This window comes from Novosphingobium sp., from assembly GCF_032093395.1.
In the GTDB taxonomy this organism is placed as follows: Bacteria; Pseudomonadota; Alphaproteobacteria; order Sphingomonadales; family Sphingomonadaceae; genus Novosphingobium.
In genome coordinates this window covers 105074-122443 of sequence record NZ_DAMDBA010000006.1, presented here as the reverse complement: position 1 = coordinate 122443, position 17370 = coordinate 105074, and the positions used below count along the sequence as shown (strand labels likewise).

General features: G+C 65.3%; 16 protein-coding genes and 1 pseudogene. 11 read left to right on the top strand and 6 right to left on the bottom strand.

Going from position 1 to position 17370, the window contains the following annotated elements; all coding sequences use genetic code 11:
• The 4 genes and pseudogenes from RT424_RS04035 to RT424_RS04020 all read left to right on the top strand — a co-directional run.
• A pseudogene (locus tag RT424_RS04035) lies at positions 1 to 350 on the top strand (methyl-accepting chemotaxis protein); the annotation flags it as partial.
• A 448-nt stretch (positions 351 to 798) separates the two neighbouring features.
• On the top strand, positions 799 to 1770 hold the full coding sequence (gene epsC / locus RT424_RS04030) for a serine O-acetyltransferase EpsC (protein ID WP_313434679.1): 972 nt from the start codon (positions 799 to 801) through the stop codon (positions 1768 to 1770).
• Positions 1771 to 2012: 242 nt separating this feature from the next.
• On the top strand, positions 2013 to 4082 hold the full coding sequence (locus RT424_RS04025) for a TonB-dependent receptor domain-containing protein (RefSeq protein ID WP_313434678.1): 2070 nt from the start codon (positions 2013 to 2015) through the stop codon (positions 4080 to 4082).
• 198 nt (positions 4083 to 4280) lie between these two features.
• Entirely contained in the window at positions 4281 to 5069 is a 789-nt protein-coding gene (locus tag RT424_RS04020) for a prephenate dehydrogenase (RefSeq protein ID WP_313434677.1), read from the top strand.
• A gap of 10 nt (positions 5070 to 5079) precedes the next feature.
• Here the strand turns inward: RT424_RS04020 and RT424_RS04015 are convergent, their stop codons facing one another.
• The 3 genes from RT424_RS04015 to RT424_RS04005 form a co-directional block, all read right to left on the bottom strand.
• Positions 5080 to 5946 (bottom strand): 3'-5' exonuclease, encoded by an 867-nt coding sequence (locus RT424_RS04015; RefSeq protein ID WP_313434676.1) that lies wholly within the window; start codon positions 5944 to 5946, stop codon positions 5080 to 5082.
• Positions 5947 to 6088: 142 nt separating this feature from the next.
• Positions 6089 to 6853, bottom strand: coding sequence for a ThuA domain-containing protein (locus RT424_RS04010; protein WP_313434675.1), 765 nt, complete (start codon positions 6851 to 6853; stop codon positions 6089 to 6091).
• Positions 6854 to 6857: 4 nt separating this feature from the next.
• Entirely contained in the window at positions 6858 to 8300 is a 1443-nt protein-coding gene (locus tag RT424_RS04005; protein ID WP_313434674.1) for an aromatic ring-hydroxylating dioxygenase subunit alpha, read from the bottom strand.
• Between the two features lie 149 nt (positions 8301 to 8449).
• Between RT424_RS04005 and RT424_RS04000 the strand changes: the two genes are divergently transcribed.
• The 5 genes from RT424_RS04000 to RT424_RS03980 are packed head-to-tail and all read left to right on the top strand — an operon-like array spanning position 8450 to position 11777.
• The gene (locus RT424_RS04000) at positions 8450 to 9229 is read left to right on the top strand and encodes an SDR family oxidoreductase (RefSeq protein ID WP_313434673.1); all 780 of its coding nucleotides are present in this window, start codon (positions 8450 to 8452) and stop codon (positions 9227 to 9229) included.
• Entirely contained in the window at positions 9226 to 10044 is an 819-nt protein-coding gene (locus tag RT424_RS03995) for a glucose 1-dehydrogenase (protein ID WP_313434672.1), read from the top strand. Before RT424_RS04000 ends, RT424_RS03995 begins: the two co-directional genes overlap by 4 nt.
• Positions 10045 to 10069: 25 nt before the next feature.
• A complete protein-coding gene (locus tag RT424_RS03990; RefSeq protein WP_313434671.1) occupies positions 10070 to 10861 on the top strand; it encodes an SDR family oxidoreductase in 792 nt (263 codons plus the stop codon).
• A 21-nt stretch (positions 10862 to 10882) separates the two neighbouring features.
• A complete protein-coding gene (locus tag RT424_RS03985; RefSeq protein WP_313434670.1) occupies positions 10883 to 11392 on the top strand; it encodes a VOC family protein in 510 nt (169 codons plus the stop codon).
• Between the two features lie 13 nt (positions 11393 to 11405).
• The gene (locus RT424_RS03980) at positions 11406 to 11777 is read left to right on the top strand and encodes an antibiotic biosynthesis monooxygenase (protein ID WP_313434669.1); all 372 of its coding nucleotides are present in this window, start codon (positions 11406 to 11408) and stop codon (positions 11775 to 11777) included.
• Here RT424_RS03980 and RT424_RS03975 read toward each other — a convergent pair.
• Genes RT424_RS03975 through RT424_RS03965 form a run of 3 tightly spaced genes read right to left on the bottom strand, consistent with a single transcriptional unit; the run spans position 11758 to position 14068 of the window.
• Positions 11758 to 12201 carry a nuclear transport factor 2 family protein gene (locus tag RT424_RS03975; RefSeq protein ID WP_313434668.1) on the bottom strand — a complete coding sequence of 148 codons (444 nt, stop codon included), beginning with the start codon at positions 12199 to 12201 and terminating at the stop codon, positions 11758 to 11760. The two genes, RT424_RS03980 and RT424_RS03975, sit on opposite strands and share 20 nt — an antisense overlap.
• Positions 12198 to 13514, bottom strand: a complete 1317-nt coding sequence (locus RT424_RS03970) for an aromatic ring-hydroxylating dioxygenase subunit alpha (RefSeq protein WP_313434667.1) — start codon at positions 13512 to 13514, stop codon at positions 12198 to 12200. The genes RT424_RS03975 and RT424_RS03970 overlap by 4 nt, the downstream gene beginning before the upstream one ends.
• Positions 13511 to 14068, bottom strand: coding sequence for a nuclear transport factor 2 family protein (locus RT424_RS03965; RefSeq protein ID WP_313434666.1), 558 nt, complete (start codon positions 14066 to 14068; stop codon positions 13511 to 13513). Before RT424_RS03965 ends, RT424_RS03970 begins: the two co-directional genes overlap by 4 nt.
• Before the next feature lie 252 nt (positions 14069 to 14320).
• Between RT424_RS03965 and RT424_RS03960 the strand changes: the two genes are divergently transcribed.
• Complete coding sequence (locus tag RT424_RS03960) at positions 14321 to 15742, top strand: DUF4139 domain-containing protein (RefSeq protein ID WP_313434665.1); 1422 nt, start codon at positions 14321 to 14323, stop codon at positions 15740 to 15742.
• Positions 15742 to 17298 carry a hypothetical protein gene (locus RT424_RS03955; protein WP_313434664.1) on the top strand — a complete coding sequence of 519 codons (1557 nt, stop codon included), beginning with the start codon at positions 15742 to 15744 and terminating at the stop codon, positions 17296 to 17298. The genes RT424_RS03960 and RT424_RS03955 overlap by 1 nt, the downstream gene beginning before the upstream one ends.
• The last annotated feature ends 72 nt before the right edge of the window (positions 17299 to 17370 follow it).

The window sequence follows — 17370 nt, the reverse complement described above, 5'->3', positions numbered from 1 at the left end:
GCGACGTCACCGAAGTCCACACCCTGCTCAGCGACATCGCCAGCGACAACCAGGCGCAGTCCTCGACGATCACCCAGATCAGCGCGACGATCGGCACCATGGACCAGGCCACCCAGCAGAACGCCGCCATGGTGGAGGAAACCTCGGCCGCCGCGCGCAACCTCAATAGCGAAGTCACCTCGCTGTCGGACCGCGCCGCGATGTTCCGCACCGGCCGCGAAGGCCTGCGCTCCGGTGCGCCGGCCACGCCGCGCGCGGTGCCTACGGCGCCAGTGGCGACGTTCCAGCCTGCCGCAGCCCGTAAGCCAATGAAGGCCCTCGCCACCGCCGACGACTGGATGGACTTCTGAAATAGCCATAGCACACACGTCGTCCCGGACCTGATCCGGGACCGCTGGCCAAGCCGCGCCTCGCTCGATGGCTGGCGCCTCAAGGCCGACAGCGATCCCGGATCAAGTCCGGGATGACGATCACGAAAAAAGCCGCTCTTTTACCGGGAGCGGCTTTTTCTTCGTCCAAACTGGCCTTTCGCAACCGTCAGATTTTCTATCTCCATTCCGGGCCGGTTTGCTTGACCTCGCGCGCCTCTGCCTGAATAAAAAGGAACGCGGCTTTTGATCGGGATGCAGCTTGCTCCGCGTTACCAACGGCTAAAGCGCGCGATGCTGGGGCGACAACGCCAGGCTTCGTGATCCCTCATCGACGAGGAAAAACGATGTCTCCGCCACAATCGGCCATGCGCCCAATCCAGCCCGACCGTTCCGCCCGCCCCCGGATCCTTCACAGCGAGGCGCGGTGATGACCACATCTTCGGAAAGCACCGAAATCGCCGTGACGGATGACGATTTCTGGAATGTCGAGGGTATCGTCGGGGAACTGGGACAGATCCGGCGCAACTGGCGTACCACCAACAGCCATCACGCCGAATATGGCACCGAGGGTTTTCCTTCGCGGGTAAGGCTGGCGAAAGTCGCGGAGGAACTTTGCGGCGCGCTGTTCCCTCTACGGCTCGGCCCGGACTTCGTGCGCCTGCACAACGAAGAGACTTTCGTCACCCAGTCCCTGCAGATCGCCCTCAGCCGGCTACAGGCGCAAGTACGGCTGGAACTGCACTATACGGCCGAGCGGAAGCACGAGGTGGAGGAGCAGGCCAACGCCATCGTCCTGTCGTTCTCCCGCCAGTTGCCGGAGATCCGGCGCTTGCTTGACCTTGACATAGACGCGGCCTATCGCGGCGATCCTGCGGCGCGCAGCCTGGACGAAGTGCTGATCTGCTACCCCGGACTGCTGGCGATCATCCATCACCGGCTGGCGCATGCGCTGCACCGGCTTGGCGCCCCGCTGGTAGCCCGCATCCTCTCGGAAATCGCCCACGGCAGCACCGGAATCGACATCCACCCCGGCGCCACGATCGGGCGCGGCTTCTTCATCGATCACGGCACCGGCGTCGTGGTGGGCGAAACCGCCATCGTGGGTGACAATGTACGCCTTTACCAAGGGGTAACCCTAGGCGCGAAGGACTTCACCTCGGAAAGCTCCGGTGCTCTCGTTCGGGCGCAGCCGCGCCATCCCATCGTCGAGGACGACGTGGTGATCTATGCCGCCGCCACGATCCTGGGGCGCGTCACCATCGGTAAGGGTTCCGAAATCGGCGGCAACGTCTGGCTGACCCACAGCGTGCCGCCCCACAGCCGCGTTTCGCAGCCCCGGCCGTTGGTCGCCCAAGTGCAGACGGGAAATGCCACGCCTTCGGCGGCGTCGCTCAATTGAACTGTCGGGCGCTCCGGGGAACCGTCCCCGGAGCGTTCGTACCGGCGCGACTTTTCCTCAGGACCAGTTTCCTGCCTGCTCGCGCGCGATCGTCGCCCCTTCAGACAGATACTCCCCTGTTTTCTCTATAAAATCGCATTCCGGGCCTTTTGTTCGTATTGCTAATAGGTCTTAATATCATCAAAAGAAGCCCAAGGGGGTGGGCGAAGACGGTTCTCCATCCGAACTTCCGGAATGGGCGAATGACGACGATACGATGGATGCTGACCAGCCTGGCCGTCACGGCCGGGTCCGCAGAGGCGCAAGTGGCGCTCCCCGGTCCTGAAGGCCAGCGCTCCGTACCTGTCGTGCCGACCGGGCCGGACCCGGTCTATCCCGCTGCCTTCTATGACGCATTTCAACCGCAAACCGCGCTGGACATGCTGGAACGCACGCCCGGCTTCCTGCTTTCGGAAGGCAGCGCGGTGCGCGGCTTCGGTGGCGCGGCGGGCAATGTGCTGATCGACGGGCAGCGGCCCACCGTGAAGGCAGGCGGCATCACCGAAGTGCTGCGTCGCATCGGCGCGCGCCAGGTGGACCGGATCGTCCTGCTGCGCGGCAGCGAGGCGGCCGAGGCGCAAGGGCAGACGCTGGTCGCCAACGTCATCCGCAAGGCCGATGCCACGGGTTCGGGCAATGCCATGCTGGAACTGGCGCGCACCGAGGATGGCCGCATTTCGCCGACCGCCCGGATCAGCCATTCCCGCCGTATCGGCGCCTGGCAGGCCAGCCTCGAACTTTCCGGCGCATCCGAGCGCTTCGTCACCGATGCCGACTATCGCACGCGCGGCGCAGACGGCACGCTGGAAGAATTCCGCAAGGAAGCGATCCGGGCCAAAGCGCCCGAGTACGGCCTCACCGCCTCGGCCTCGCGTCCCTTCGCAGGCGGCACCCTGACCTTGAACCTGCGGCTGAACCACGATGAATACACCTCACAGCGCAAGATCGCCGTCAGCGAAAGCGATGAAGCCGGAGCACCGGCGGCAGAGCGCCTGATCGACTATTCGGAATCCTCGTCCAGCGCCGAACTGGGCACCGACTGGACGCGGCCGCTCGGCAACGACTGGTCCACCAAGCTGGTCGGACTCGCCCGGATCGAACGTGCATCGCAGGACGAGGACTATCGCCAGGGCCTGTTCCGGAGCCTCTCGGAGCAAAGCCTGAAGCCGCTGGAACTGGTGGCCAGAGCCACCGTCTCGCGCGAGGGCGGCCATGCCCTGCGGCCCGAATTCGGCATGGAACTGGCCTACAACCGGCTCGGTAGCCGGCTCGCCTATGGCGAAGACGCGGACCAATCCGACGGTTCGGGACTGGTACCGGTGGACCTCACCAATGCCGACACACGCGTGGCCGAAATGCGCGGCGAAGCTTTCGCCAACGCCAACCTGCGCCTTGCGCGCAATCTGGAGGCGGAGACCGGCCTTGCGGTGGAATTCTCGCGCATCCGCGTCACGGGCGAGAGCAACCAGAGCCAGAGCCTTTCCTATCTCAAGCCCTCGGGCGCGCTGGTATGGTCGCCGGGAAAATCCACCCAGCTGCGCCTGGGTTGGCGCCGCACGGTAGACCAGTTGGACTTCAGCGATTTCGCCGCATCGGTGGACCAGGCGGACGGACGCCCCCTGGGCGGCAATGCGGGTCTGCGTCCGGCGCGGATCAGTCGTGCCCTGCTGAGGCTCGACCATCGCTGGGGAAGCGGCGGGGCGATCGCGGTGGAGGCCTTTCACCAGCGCCATCAGGGCATGCTGGGCTACATCCTGCTACCATCCGGAGATCAGGCGCTGGGAACGGTGGGCAATGCCGTTCAATGGGGCGTGACCGCGCAGGGAAGCCTGCCGCTTTCCGCGATACTGCCGGGTGCCCGGCTGACACTGGACGGCACCTGGCGCAAGACCAGGTTGCGCGACCCCATCACCGGTCGCGATCGCCGGATAGACGATCTTGCCCCGCGCGCCCTGACCGGGGAGTTTCGCCACGACCTTCCTCGCCTGCGCACATCCTGGGGGGTGAACTACACGGTTTCAGAGCGTTACGACGTCTACTATGTCGATGAATACCTCACCGCGCGGAGTGGCGACGAATGGGGCGCCTATGTCGAGACCACGGCTCTCGCGGGCGTCAAGATCACACTGAAGGCCAGCGCGATCGGCGGGATCGACAGCACGCGCTTGCGCCGTTTCCACCGGCCCAGCCGCGCCGGCCCGCTTACCGGCACCGACGCCCGCACCATGCGCGACGGCAGTTCGCTGGCCCTGGTGCTTTCCCGCGCCATTTGACCGCAGGGCACCATTTGACAGCAGAGCTGGGGCGGCCTAGCTGCGTCACGATGACAAGTTCGCCGATTCTCGTTGGAAGCTATTACTACCGCTGATCGGCGGTGAGTATCTTGTCGTTCTCAACCGCTGCGTGACCAGCGGTTGAACTTTCCGAGATCAGACCAAGGTTGCGCCAGCCCATCTGGAAGGCCCCCGGTCATGGATTTCGTGACGTTCGCAAGCAATAAACCCCAAAAGCAAGCCCAGGGCCAACTGACGCTGGGCATCATCGGGTACGGCGCTTTCGGGCAGCTCGCGGCCCGCTATCTGCGGCCCTGGTTTCGCGTTCTGGCGAACGATCCCGCTGTGGCGCAATCTCCCGTGACCGGCGTGGAAATGGCCGATCTCCACACGGTCTGCCGCTGCGACATCGTGGTGATCGCCGTGCCGCTATCGGCGTTCGCGCCAGTCTGCCGCGAGATCGCGCCCATGCTGCAACCCGGCACGCTGGTAATGGACGTCTGTTCCACCAAAGTGCGTCCTGCCGAGATTCTGCTCGCCGAATTGCCGCGGCATGTCGATCTCATAGCCACGCATCCGATGTTCGGGCCGCAGAGCATTCGGGCGGGTACGCGGGGCCTGAAGATGGTGCTCTGCCCACTGCGTTCCGGACGGGCGCAAGGTGCCCGGCCAACCCGCCTGGCGGCGTTCCTGCGCGCCCGCTTCGGCTTGTCGATCGTGATCGCCTCGCCCGAGGAGCACGATCGGGAAGCGGCCTTCACGCAGGGTCTCACCCATCTGATCGCCAAGGCCCTGCTGCGCATGGACGAAATGCCCGGGCGCATCACCACGCGCAGCTTCGACCTGATCCGCCAGGCGGTGGAGATGGTGCGTCACGACGCGCCCGGCGTGAGCCACGCCATAGAGACCAATCCCTTTTCGCAAGGCATCCGAACCCGGTTCTATGCGGAACTGGAGGCCGTTCGGCGCGAAATGGGATCAGCCTGAAGCCGCCATCCTATCCAGCGATACGGGCCCGCAGGTCCGCCTCGGTGACGATCTCGACCGGGACGCCCGCGCCGCGCAGTTCCTCGGCCTTGCGGTACTGCGCGTCGGCGGTCACCCAGCGGCCATAGCTCTGGCGCGCGCTGATCGCGAGGATGGTGGTGGTGGTCCCCACGCCTGAGACGATGCGCGCACCGGCCCCGGCCAGGAACTGCGCCAGCGTACCGTTGCGCGGCTCGCCGAGGATGGCGATGCGTTGCCCTTTCAGCGGACCATCCGTGGCGGCGGCAGGCGCCTTGCCCGCTTTGCCCGGCTTGGCCATCCAGCCTTCCAGGTCGATCCCGGTTTCCTCGATGGCCCGGACGATCACCATGCCAGCCGCCCGCGCATCGCTGAGCGCGTCGTGATGGCGATGCCGGATGCCAAGATGGCGCGAGAGGACGTTGAGCCGGTGGCTGGAAAGCTGCGGCCAAGCGCGCTTGGCCACGCGAACGCTGTCCAGCCAAGTCGTCTCGATCGCGGCGAGTTCCCCGATCCGGCAGGCCGCCGCCAGTGCCCCCTTGTCGAACCCGGAGTGCGCAACGGTGATCCGGCCGGTCAGATGGCCGGCGACGACCGAATGTATGTCTCCGAAGCAGGGCTTGCCGGCGACATGCTCGGGCGAGATGCCGTGGATGCGGATGTTGAAGGTGGAAAATTCGTCGCAGGGATCGACGAGCGTTTCATAGGCAAAGACCTCGCGCCCCTGCCGAAAGCCGACGATGCCGATCTGGCAGATGCTGCTGACCCGCGCACAGGCCGTCTCGACGTCGACGACCACGAAATCGGGTTCTTCGGTAGCATCCATCAGGTCCAGGGGGTCGTGCGGCGATAGCTTCATGCCGGCCGCTCTATCAGCTTGCCCCGGCAAGAGCGAGAGCAGGCCGCCAGTCGCCCTGCTCTCGCTTCACCGCTTGGAGCATTTCCGATCAGGCGAAATCACCTGATGACTCGGAAAAATACCGCCATCCAATAACTTAGAGCTATCCCTCGCGCTGTTTGGTCCAGGCGATACCCCGGCGCAGCAGTTCGTAAAACACCGGCAAGTCCCACGCGCAGCGGTCCACGGTGGGCCACCAGTCCAGCATGGGCTGGAGATCGTAATGCCCCCGGCAATGGCCAAGCGTGTTGTAGAGCACCCCACCCTTGCCGTGCCGCTTGATGTACAGGACCGGATGCGTGCCCCGGGCCTGGGCTGCCTCGACGAAGCCGGTGCCTTCCTCGCCGCACTCGGTTTCGAGCAGGACGTGCAGCTCTCCGTGCCGCTCCATGTGGTAGAGTTCGTCGGTCGTGTCGAACGGCTCGATGCCCTGAACCAGGGGATGGCCGGGATCGGCCACCGTCACGGTGTAGGGCGCGATTGGCGGGTGACTGACGAACTGGCTGCCCAGCAGGTCCATGAACAGAGGCGCCCAGCGCGGCGCATCCCAGAGCCCATTTTCCAGCAGGCGCAGCACCGAATTGGTGCCATGAAGCGCGTACCAGCGGCCTCCCGCCGAGAGCCAGTCCCGCAGCACCTCCTGCGCCGCAAGCGAGGGCGTGACGTCGCAGGTATACGTGATCAGCACCTGGGCGGCGCGGATGGCGTCGAGGTTCTCGTAGTCCTCGAACACGCGGGTGCGCACCGAAGGATCCTCGGCCAGCAGCTTGAGCAGTTCGAGCCGGGCGAAGTCCATGTCGTGCCAGACCCCGCCGCAGATCAGCACGCAGTCGATGCGCGGCGGGCGGCTTTCGGCGGTTTCGCTCATGCGGTCAGGCCATCCCTTCCGGCGCGGTCCGGCCCAGTTCGCCGTCGATGTACTTCATCAGCGTATCCTGGAACTGGCGGATGCGGATTTCCTGATAGTTGCCGAGGTTCACCTTGCCCGTCTTCGAGGCATGCAGCCCTTCCTGCACGAAGGGCAGGTTGTCCATGTCCTGCTCGAACACGTCGCCCAGAATGCCCAATTCCGGGGCTTCGGTCCATTTCTGGTCGAGCCGCAGCATCTTCAGCGGCGCGCCGCGCGGGATCGGCTGCCCCTTGGGAATGCGCGCCAGCACGCGCACTTCCATGAAGCAGGTGTCCGGCGTCTTTCCGGGCAGCCAGTTGTAGACGATGTTAGGCATGTAGCCGCCCCAGGGCGCGAAATTGGGGAAGACGTTGTAGACCAGCGCGTCGAGCAGCTCGGCATCGGTGGCATCGCCGTGGTCGTAACCGGTGCTCTCGGTATAGGCCGCGCGCATTGCGGCGCCCAGCGCGGCGCGGGCCGTGATACCCTCCGGCACGCGGATCGCCATGGGGTTGGCAGATGCCTCACCCTCGTAATTGTCGCCGGAGCGACCGTTGTACTTGATGAACTCGTCGACGATCCACTGCTCGCCCTGACCCTGCTCGATATGCGGGCTCATCACGCCGAAGGGGACGAGGTTGACGTTCACATTGTCTCCCCAGGTCCAGTAGGCGGCGTTGGAATCGCCGGTGAACGGCAGCAATTGCGGGTGGGTGACGATGGTGTGCCAGGCCTCCATGAAGGCTTCCATCACCACCTTCCAGTTGGCCGGAACCTCCTTGGCCACGCGCATGACGCTGGCGCATTCCTCATGCCGCCAGCGCTTGAAATGCTCGGGCAGCGGGCTGAGGAATTCCTCCAGGCTGGGCCCACCCTTCTCCTCGCGGATGAAGACATAGCCCGCCCAGCGGCCGACTTCGGCTTCGGGCAGGTCCAGGTCCTGTTCGGCAAGGTGGGGGAAGTCCCATTGGCACGGCATCGAATCGAAGCTGCCGTCCTTCTTCCAGGCGAAGCCGTGGAACGGGCAGACGAACTTGTCGGCATGGCCTTCTTCTGTCCGCAGCTTGCGTCCCCGGTGGAGGCACACATTGTGCATCGCCCGGATCGATCCGTCGTCCTGACGGCTGACGAGGTAGGAACGGCCCGCGTTCTCGTAGACGATGAAGTCGCCCGGATCGGGCAGGTCTTCCTCGCGCGCCACGAACTGCCAGACATAGGGCCACATCCGCTCCTGCTCCAGCTTCGCGAATTCGGCGCTGGTGTAGCGGGTGGCCGGGATCGGGTCCGACCCGCGATAGGTGTAGCTTTCCTGCGTCAGGATCGCGGGCGCAGTCCGCGAATCCTGCGCCATGAGTTCGGCCCAGCTGATGCCCTCGCTGCGGTCTTCGCCCAGTTTCGGGTCCAATTCGAGGTCGCGTTCGGCCATCGCTCCAAGGTCTCCCAACCTGTTTCGTTTTTCCCTGTTTGGGCCATGTCTGGACCGCCGTGAAGGGTAAGTCACCTTGCTCTAATCATAGGTTGCCCGATCACGCGGATACGCCATGTTCGACAGTAACGAATAGCTGGGAGAATGCCGTGAAGCGGCTTGAAGGCAAGGTGGCGCTGGTCACCGGAGGCACATCCGGCATCGGCGCCGGGGCCGTGCAGCGGCTCTGCGCGGAAGGCGCGCGCGTGGTGTTCACAGGCTCCAACCGCGCTGCCGCGGACGCGGTGTGCAGCGAGACCGGCGCCGAATTCGTCAGTCATGACGTTCGCGACGGGGCCGCCTGGGACGCGCTCTCCGCCCGGATCGCCGAAGCGTATGGCCGGCTGGACTTCGCCTTCGCCAATGCGGGGACGGAACACGGCGACGGCAGCGTGGAGGACATCACGCTGGAAGGCTGGGACAACGTGATCGGCATCAACCAGACCGGGGCCATGCTGACCGTCCAGCATGCGATGCGGCTGATGGCGCGCAATGCGGAGGGGCCGACCGGATCGATCCTCGTCAATTCATCCATGAACGCGCACCGGGCGATGGGCAATTTCCTGGCCTATTCGGTATCGAAGGCGGCGGCGATCGCGCTGGTGAAATCGGCGGCGGTCCATGCGGGCAATCGCAGGTACCGCATCCGCGTCAACGCCATCCTGCCCGGCGTGGTGGAGACGGCGCTGATCCGCAACCTGATCGACACCTCGAACGATCCCGCGAGCACGCGCGCGGCTTACGAGGGCCTGTCGCCGTTCGGCCGCATGGCGCGCGTGGAGGAGATCGCGGGGCTGGTCGCCTGGTTCGCATCGGACGAATCGCAATTCGTCTCGGGCAGCGAATACGTGATCGACGGAGCAACCACGGCAGGGATGATGGGCGTATGAGCGATCTGGGTTCACAGCGGCTGAAGGGCCGCGTGGCGCTGGTTTCGGGCGGCCTGCGCGGTATCGGCCTCGCCTGCGTGGAGCGCTTCCTGGCCGAGGGCGCGGAAGTCGTGCTGACCGACCTTGAGCGGCAGGACAGCGCGCTGGTGGCCGAGACGCTGGGCCGACTGGGGCAGGCCGCCAGCTATGTGCAGGCCAATGTCACCAGCGAGGAGGATTGGACCGCCGCGCGCGATGCCGTCACCCAACGCCACGGCAAGCTGCACATCCTGGTCAACAATGCCGGGATCGACCTGACCGGGCCGGTCGCGGAAACCTCGCTGGAAGGCTGGCGCCGGATCATGAGCATCAACGTGGACGGCGTGTTCCTGGGTGTGCGCACCTTCGTGCCTTTGATGACCTCAAGCGGCGCGGAGGTTGCGGGCGGCGCCTCGATCGTCAACGTCAGCTCGATCATGGGCCTCGTGGGGATGAGCGAGGTTTCCGGCTATAACGCCAGCAAGGGCGCGGTGCGGCTGTTCACCAAGTCGATCGCGCTGGAATTTGCGGAAAAGAAGCTGCCTATCCGCGCCAATTCGCTGCATCCGGGCTTCGTGGTGACGCCTTTGCTGAAGGAAGGCTTCCAGCGCTGGGTGGACAAGGGCGTCGCCGAAAAGCCGCAGGATCTGGTGGATCTGATGTCGAGCAGGACGCCGATGGGCCGCCTTGCCGATCCGTCCGAACTGGCCAGCGCCGCGTTCTTCCTCGCCTCAGCGGACAGTTCCTACATGACCGGCGCGGAACTGGTCATCGATGGTGGATGGACCGCGCAGTGATCTGCGAACCTGGAGATTTCCAATCATGACCGCTCTCTCACCCGGTGCCCTTCCCGACACCATCGCCGTCGTCACCGGCGCCGCAGGCGGCATCGGTCGCGAGATCGTCAAGGCCCTGAAAGCCGCCGGTGCCACCGTGATCGCCACCGACCTGAAGGACGGGGCCGAGGTCGAAGGCGCCGACCACTATCTGAAGCACGACGTCACCAGTGAGGCGGACTGGCGCGCGGTGGAAGCGCTGGCTCGGGAAAACTACGGTCGGCTCGATGTGCTGGTGAACAACGCCGGCTTCTCGATCGTGACGAAGTTCGAGGAGACGCCACTTTCCGAATTCCACCGGATCAACGCGATCAACGTCGATTCCGCGATCATCGGCACGCAAGTCCTGCTCGACCTGCTCAAGGATGGCGGCAAGGCCCGCAAGGGCGGGGCTTCGGTGATCAACTTCTCCAGCGTCGGCGGCCTGCGCGGCGCGGCGTTCAACTCCGCCTACTGCGTGAGCAAGGCGGCGATCATGATGCTGTCCAAGTGCCTGGGGGCCGAATTCGCGGCGCTGAAATACAATATCCGCGTCAACTCCGTGCATCCCGGCGGGATCGAGACGCCGATGCTGGCCTCGATCATGGACCGCTATGTCGAACTCGGCGCCTCGCCCTCGCGCGAGGCTTCGCTGGCGGCAATGCACACCACGCACCCGATCGGCCGCCTCGGCCGCCCCGAGGAAATGGCCGGCGGCGTGGTGTTCCTGGCCAGCGAGGCGTCCAGTTTCATGACCTGCGACGAACTGGTGATGGACGGCGGATTCAGCCAGGTCTGACCACCAGGAGAGGACGACAGGATGACCCATCCCCTGCCCGGAATTCTCGGCATCCACCACATCGGCGTGTCGGTGCCTGACCTTGCCATGGCGCGACACTTCTATCTCGACATCCTGGGTGCCGTGGAGGAAGTGGAACCGCTGCACTGGGCGGAAAATCCCTTCATCGACGAGATCGTCGGTCTGGAAGGCAGCGCGGCGGAGCAATTCTTCTGCCGCCTTGGCAATGTGCAGATCGAAGTCTTCGAATATTCCGCGCCCAAGCAGAAGCAGGCCTTGGATCCACGCCGGGGCGTCAACGAATATGGCTATACCCATATCGCCTTGCAGGTGGAGGATCTCTCCGCCGTGCATGCCCGCATCGTTGCCGCAGGCCTTCCGGTCCACGCCCCTCCGAACCTCGCGACGATCACCACGGAGGCGGACGGCAGCAGGCACGGCTATTCGGGCACGTACTGCCGCGACTTCTTCGGCAATGTCTTCGAAATTCTCGAAATCCACGAAACCCCGGCGATCCGACCGATCGCCTGACAAGGAACAGACCATGCGCATCATCGTGGCCGGAACCCTCCGCTTCGCCGGAGATGCCAGCCTCTGCTCCGAGATCATCCGGGGCGGCGCCGACCATATCGCCTCCAGCCGCGAGGAAGCGGGCTGCGCGGCCTATAACTGGGCGGTCGATCCGCTCGATCCCGGCCTGATCCACGTCTACGAGGAATGGGAGAGCGAGCGCGCCCTGCTCAGCCACTTCGCGCACAGTTCCTATGCCGCGATGCGCGACCATCTGGGCCGCTACGACCTGACGGGCTTCGCGGTGCAGATCTATTCGGCCGCCGGGGTCGAGCCCGTCTATGACGAGGACGGATCGCCGCGAAAGGAAATCTTCGGCGTCACCCTCAACCCTCAGGAGGGATGAGGAAGTCCATCGTCAGGCGCGCCGCTTTCCAGCCCGCGCCTCTGCGCACGACATCGCAATAATAACGACCATGGAGCGTGACCGCGCCACCGGCGCTGTACCGCGCCATCCCCGTCACATAGGCGCGGACGGCGGCCTGGTCCCCCGCATAGGCTGTGATCGCGAAGTTGCTCAGGTAATGCGCCTGGGCGGCCACAGCGGCGAAAGTGTCCTCGAAGAACCGGCGGATCGCCGCATGGCCCTCGGCCTTGAGGAACCCGATCCCCGACAAATCGAACACCGCATCCTCCACGAAGAGATCGAGCAGTCCCTCGATATCGTCAAGGCTGTCCAGACCATGGGCATAGGCCACGAGCAGATCCTGGATCGCCAGCCTGTCCTCGATGGGGCATAGTGCGGTGAGAGGGGGCTGCGCCAGGTTCACTCCTGCACCATGTCGTTGAGCAGTTCGTGGAAGCGCTGCACGCGCTTTTCCTGGCCCGGCAGGATACAGCCCTTGAAGCCCCGTGAATTGGGCCCCTGCTGCTGGCTGGTGCCGATCGACAGATCCTGGTCGGCCACGAAGCCTACCGAAACGCCGTCTCCGTAAACCGAGTGACGCGCGATGGCATCGTGACGCAGCGGCACCGTGCCCAGCGGTGTCTCCACCTCGCGCATGCCGGCGATCGGCGGATAAAGGCACCAGTGCTGGAACACGCACTTCTCGGGGTCGGTGGGGTGCGGCTCGGTGCGCAGGACCTGCAACTGTTCCGGGCTCATGGTGAGCGTGAGGTTGGGGAACAGCGTGCAGTGAAAATAGTCCACCAGCTGCTGATCGCTCATCTGCGTATAGTTGGCAAAGCCCCGCTCCGGCCCCAGCCGCCGCTTCGCCTCGATCACAGCGGCGCGCAAGTCGCCGGTATGGCCGGTATAGTCGGCGGGATCGATGCCCCAGGCCTGCGCGATCTGGTCGAGCGGGGCGGGAACTTCGGTGGTGTGATAATCGACGCGGGTGGTGGCCTGGTGCCCCTTCATCCACATCGAGTTATGGCCGGACGGGTACATCTCGAACAGAGTGTCCGGCAACCCGTCGTTGATGAAGGTCGCCAGTTCCGGGTGGATCGTGGGCAGGTGGTAGCTCTCGTTGAAATTGTCGCGGATGATCTTCCAGTTGAACTCGCAATCGGCCGAGAGGTTGAGCACGCGCACCCAGTTGTCGATGCCGTACCCCGCCAGCCGCTCCGGAAATGGGGCGAGCCATTCGTGCAGCGGGGCAACATCGTCGTCCATGCACCAAAACACGAAGGGCCCCCAGGTCTCGCAGCGCAGTTCGGACAAGTGGACCTTGCCGCAGGGACTGCCGCCCTCGAAATCGTCGGGATCCTGCACCTTGATCAGGGTGCCGTCGAGATCGTAGGTCCAGTTGTGATAGCCGCAGGTGATGCGCGGCACGCTGGTGACGTCGGCCAGGATAAGCCGGTTTCCGCGATGGGGGCAGGAATTGTAGAAGGCGCGGATCGAGCCGTCCTCCTGCCGCACCATGATGACGGATTCCTTGGCGAAGTTGTGCCGGATCACGTCGCCCGGCTCCTCCAGATCGGCAAGTACCCCGCCGAGGTGCCAGACCTTGGGCCAGAGATTCTTCATCTCGCCGGCCATCCAGTCCTTGGAAATGTAGCGGTCCGCCGTGATGGTATCGCCGCGAACCGGCGGATCGAATTCCTGCGAATAGCGGGAAACCTTGCTCTGGAGGTTCATGAATCTGCTCCTGTCTGTGGGGCCTGGCTGTCACTGGGGTCCGCGCCACGGCGGCCGCCCCGAACGGCGCCGGGATTGGCGGCGAAGAAGTCTGGAGAGCCGGGGTCGTCCTTGACCCAATCGGTCACGAGCAGGCGCGAAGTGATGCGCCACTCGCCATCTCGGCAAGCATATTCGTCGAGATAGCGCCCGGCGATGAAAAGATCGCGCAGCTCCCCCGCTTCGTCGCGCACGCCGTGCCATGCCTGGAAATAGGCCTCACCGCGCGCGCTATCGCCGCACACATCGATGCGGTGCTGACCGAGCAGATGGTGGGTCGCCTCCATCGTCCCGAGAAAGTCCTGGCAGAAGGTGACGAATTCGTCCGCCGTCCCCTTCATCAGCCCGCAATCCACCACGGCGTCATCATGGAAAGCCCGCCGCTGGAGCACGGCGTCCAGCCGATCCAGCCCGCGCATATAGCGATGGGCGACCTCGGCGATGTCACGGCGCGCCGCAAGATCGCGCAATTCGGCCGCGATATCGAAGCCTGTCGCCGTCTGCGCCTCGGTCATGGTCTGCCTTCCTCTCCGCCCCGGCAGTCTTTGCGACTTGCCTTGAGGGCACAGTCGGCCTGAAGCCGACTCTACCGACCTTGTATGGCCCTGGCCTGGGCCTTCTCACCTGCAACTTCAGCTAGGCGGCAGACTGATGCGGGGGGCCGGCCGTAAAAAAGCTCGGAAATGGCAGAAGCTTACAGCATGTGTGCATTGTCTGACGGCGCAAGCAACGGCATGAACAGACGGTTCTGGCAGAGAGGTATTTCGATGAGAACGATTCTGGCTGCTTGCCTTTTCGCTGTCGTCCCGGCGGCAACTGCGCCGATCGTGGCGTCGGCGCAGGAAGCGGCTTCTCCCTCGGCGCAGGGAGATCTCTCGATCACGATCTACAACAACGACGTGGCGCTGGTGCAGGACGTGCGGCAGCTGGATATCGGCAATGGCCGCGTTCGCCAGAGCTTCCCCGACGTCAGCGCGCGCATTCGACCGGAAACGGTTTCGCTCACCGTTCCCGATGCCGCCATCGTGGAGCAGAATTTCGATTTCGACCTCTTGACCCCCTCCAGCCTGATGGAAAAGGCCGTTGGCGAAACGATCACGCTGATCCGCACCAATCCCGCCACCGGTGCGGAGACACGCGAACGGGCTCACGTTCTGGCGGTGAACGGCGGTGTGGTGCTGGAGGTGAACGGCCATGTCGAAGTGCTGCGCGACGATGGCCTGCCCGTCCGCGCCGTGTTCGACAAAGTGCCCGAATCGCTCCGCGCGCGGCCCACCCTTTCCGTCTCTTTGGCCAGCACCCGCGGCGGCAGCCGGCCGGCAACGCTCTCCTATCTCAGCGGCGGCCTGGGGTGGAGCGCGGACTACGTCGCCCTGTTCGACGACAAGCGCGGCACCGTGGACGTGCAGGGCTGGGTCACGCTGACCAATACCAGCGGCACCACTTTCAACAATGCGCGGACCCTGCTGGTCGCGGGGGAAGTGGGCAACACTCGCGATACCGATAACTACATGCCTATGCCGCGCGCCCGGCCCGGCCGATTGACGCAAGTCCAGCCCGGTACGGAAAGCGCCAGCCGCGAGCAACTGGGCGATTTCTACCTCTATCCCCTCGCCGAACGCACCACCATCGCCGACAAGCAGACCAAACAGGTCAGCTTCCTCGATGCCAAGGGCGTGACCGCGACATCCGGCTATCGCTTCGAGAATTCCTGGCTCGGCAGCGCCAGCGAAAGCCGCAGCGCCCAAAGCGTGCTGCGCTTCGCCAACTCCGGGGCGGCGGGCCTGGGCGATGCACTCCCGGCCGGAACGGTGCGCGTCTATGTTCGCGACGCGCGCGGACAGCCGCAGTTCACCGGCGAAAACGGCATCGAGCATACCCCGCAAGGCTCGACGATCGCGCTGCCCACCGGCGATGCCTTCGACGTGAAAGTGCAACCCACCGTCATGTCGCGAACGCGCCAGGGCACTGACCGCTGGCGCACCCAGATGCGCTATCGCCTGACGAATGCCCGTGGCCGTCCGGTCACCGTGGAACTCGTGCAGAGCGGCCTCGCCTGGGGCGATACGCGCCTGATCGAGGAAAACCGCAAGAGCGAGCGGCAGGATGCCGGTTCGGCGCTGTGGCAAGTGCCGGTCCCCGCCAATGGGGAGGCGGTGGTGACCGCCACATTCGACACGCGCTACTGATGTTGCGGCGCCTTTGCCTTGCGGTTCTCCTGTCGGCGCTGCTCGGACCGGCCGCGCATGCGGCCGACGAATCTCCAAGGCGCGAAACTGCCGGCACGGATCGCGTGGTAACCTCGCCCGCTGCGGATAGCGTGGCGCTGACTGTCTATCGCGCGCCCGATAACGGCGGATCGCTGAACCCGCGCTACCTCGCCGGCTTCGCGCTGGTAACCGAAACACGCAAAATCCATGTGCCACGCGGCCGTTCGGTATTGCGCTTCGAAGGCGTGGCCGAAGGGATCATACCCGTTAGCGCCGTGATCGAGGGGCTGCCCGGCGGCACGATCGAGAAGAACCGCGACGCCCGCCTGCTTTCACCCGCCTCGCTGGTAGACGGCACGCTGGGGCGTCAGGTCACCCTGACCCGCACCGACAAGGCGACCGGCCGTAAGGTCAGCGAACAGGCAACCCTCGTCGCCGGGCCGCAGCAGGGCGTGGTCCTGCAAACCCAGGCGGGCATCGAGACGCTGCGCTGCTCGGGCCTTCCCGAGAAACTCGCGTTCGACGGCGTACCTTCCGGCCTGTCGAGCAAGCCGGTGCTCAGCGTGGTGACGCAAAGCGCCGGATCGCGCACCGTCACGGTCCGGCTCAGCTACCTGTCGTCCGGCTTCGACTGGCGGGCCAGCTACGTCGCCACGCAGGCGCAGGACGGTCGCTCGCTCGATCTCTTCGCCTGGCTGACCCTGGCCAACGGCAATCCGCAGACGTTCGCCCAGGCCGAGGTCAATGCCGTGGCGGGCCGCCTCAATCGCGTGAGCACACCCGCGTTCCGCGCCGCCGTCGCCGCGCTTCGGCTGGCCTGCTACCCGCTGGGCACGACCACCTCGGACTTGCAGAAGCACCCGCAGCAGATGGCCGAGATTTTCGTGACCGGTGCGCGTGTCGCGCCCTCCATCATGATGGCCGCACCGGCGGCGCCGGCTCCTCCACCGCCTCCTCCGCCACCCCCGCCCGAGGATTTGGGCGACCTCAAGCTCTACCGCGTGCCGGAGCGCGTCACGGTAAGCCCCAAGGGCCAGAAGCAGGTGGCGCTCCTTTCCAGGAGCCAGGTGCCGTTCGAACGCCGCTACCGCCGCACGGTCTATCCCGGCCAGGCACTCGAAGCCGCGCCAAGCGCCGTCGTGCTGGTGCTGCGGAACAGGCAGGAGGCGGGGCTGGGCCTTGCCCTCCCCGCCGGAAGCACCGCGCTCTATGCAGCAGGAGCCGGGGGCGAGCGCCGCCTGATCGGGCTTGGAGCAATGCCGGACCGCGCGGAAGGAGAAACGTTCCGTCTCGCCGCAGGCACCAGCACGCAAGTGACGATATCCCAGCAACGCGGCATCGGGCAGGAGGCGACGCTGACGGTCTCCAACGCCAACGGCTTCCCGATCTCCATCGACGTGCCGATCGGTTCGGCAGGACAGAAGATCGAGGGTGTGGACGAAAGCCTGGAGCGGGTAGACGGCGTCGCCACCTGGTCGCCCACCGTATCGCCGGGTGCGACCGCGCAATTGCGCTATCGGTTTCCGAGCAACTGAGCCGCCGGGGAAAGGCGAACGGCCCTGATCGAATGGAGAGGTCAGGCTCTTGAAAGGCTTTGATAGGCTCGC